The organism is Nocardia abscessus NBRC 100374, from assembly GCF_000308455.1.
GTDB lineage: Bacteria > Actinomycetota > Actinomycetes > Mycobacteriales > Mycobacteriaceae > Nocardia > Nocardia abscessus.
The window spans coordinates 1-2,097 of sequence record NZ_BAFP01000233.1 but is presented as its reverse complement, the minus strand read 5'-3'; the positions used below and the strand labels follow the sequence as shown (position 1 = coordinate 2,097).

Here is a 2,097-nt window from a genome sequence, read left to right as displayed (position 1 = left end):
ACGGAGAGCCGAATCAACGATTGCCGCGAGCACGGCCAGGGCGGAGGAGCGGAAGTGGTTGCGGCCGGGGGCAGAAGCCCGGATCGGGCTGGTGTGGCAACAGGTACTCGGCGGTGTCCTACCCGATCGGGATACGAATTTCTTCGGCGCGGGTGGCGATTCGTTGTCGGCCACCCGCCTGGTGAGCCGCCTCGGCCGTGAGCTCGGCATCACCGTGACCCTCCGCGAATTCTTCACCACACCGACCATCGCCGGGCTCACCCAGCACCGACCGCACATCGAAGCCACCGCGCTGGGCGAACTACCGCGGAGCGCCTCTCCGGTCCAGTTGCTGACCACCGATGTGGCCCACCGGTGGGAGCCATTCGCGTTGACAGATATTCAAGTTGCTTATTGGTTGGGTCGGTCGGCGGATTTCGATTTGGGTGGTATCGGTGCTCAGTTGTATTTCGAGTACGACTGGCCCGGTCTGGATCTGGATCGGTTGGAGCGTGCCTGGAATCGTGTGATCGATCGGCATGCGATGTTGCGTGCGGTGGTGGGTGTGGACGGATCGCAGCGGGTGCTGGCCGACGTCGCGGGGTACCGGATTCCGGTTATCGATGCCGGTGGTGATTTCGATCGCGTGGCCCTGGCGCTGCGGGAGGAAATGGCAGGCGGGGTACTCGATGCCGGCGAGTATCCACTGTTCGATGTGCGCGTCGTTCGTGGCGGTGGCAAAGCCCGAGCGTGCGTGGTTTTCGACAGTCTGGTTGTCGATGGTCTGAGCGCCTTGGTTCTCATTTCCGAATGGCTACGGTTGTATGCGGATCCGGATACCGAGTTGGCGCCGTTGGCCATGGAGTTTCGTGACTATGTGGTGAGCTGCGCCCCGTCGGATGACGAGATCCAGGCCGCTCTGTCGTACTGGCGTTCACGGTTGCCGGAGTTGCCGCCTGGTCCGCAATTGCCGCTGCGAGTTTCTCCCGCGACGGTAGAGCGCCCCCGGTTCCGACGCCGGGAAGTGCAGCTGGATTCGGAAACCTGGCACCGGATCGTAGCGCGCGCCCGGAGCTTCGGAGTGACACCGAGTGTGGTGCTTCTGGCGTGTTACACGTGGGTGCTGGGTGGATGGAGTGCCCAGCGCGACCTGACCGTCACATTGACTCGCTTCGACCGCCGCGACGTGCACCCCGACATCATGCGGGTGGTCGGCGACTTCAGCTCGCTGCTGTTGGTGGCAGATCGCCCGACCGAGAACGAAAGCTGGCTGGGACGTGCCCGCCGACTGCAGGAGCAATTGTGGAGCGACCTGGACCATCAGCAGGTTTCCGCGGTGCGAGTGCTGCGGGAACTCGCCCGCGATAGTGAAGTACCTGCCGAACCCGTGCCCGTGGTGTTCACATCGATGCTCGGTGTCGATGACGAATTGGCTCGGTCGGTGCGCTGGCCGGACTACACCCGCACCCAGACGCCGCAGGTGTGGCTGGACCATCAAGTCATCGAACTGCCGGACGGGCTCTTGCTCAGCTGGGATTCGGTAGACGAGTTGTTCCCCGACGGAATGGTCGACGACATGCTCGCCACCTACCACCGACTCCTGAACCGACTGGGTGATGTGGATTGGGAGCAGCCGCTGGGCGAGACGTTATCCGTGTTGCCACCCCATCAGCAGGTGATCCGCAGCCAAGTCAACGATACTGCCGGACCACGGCCGCTCAGTGAGACGAGCGCCCACGAACGTGATGGCGAAGGCAGGAACGCACATAGCCCTGCTCGGCTATTGCACACGCCGATGTTCGATATCGCGGCTGCTGATCCGGAGCGGGTGGCGATCCTCGATCGCGGCACCGTTGTCGGGTTCGGTGAATTGGCCGACCAGAGTAGACGGATCGCGGGGCTGCTGATCGAACACGGGGTGCGGCCAGGTGACGCGGTCGCGGTGTCCGCGGCTCGGGGTGCGGCGCAGGTGGCGGCGTTGTACGGCGTGCTGGCTGCCGGAGCAGCGTACGTTCCGGTCGCTCCGGACCAGCCGGCGCAACGTCGAACCGCGATCCTGGAACAGGCCGGAGTCGCGGTCGTGCTCACCGACGACACCACCCGATACGCAGACCAGAT

At 64.3% G+C, this 2,097-nt stretch carries 1 protein-coding gene; it reads left to right on the top strand.

The annotated features are described in order from the left end of the window. The coding region (locus ON19_RS30910) for a condensation domain-containing protein (protein WP_157229901.1) at positions 1 to 2,097 on the top strand (2,097 nt) is incomplete at both ends.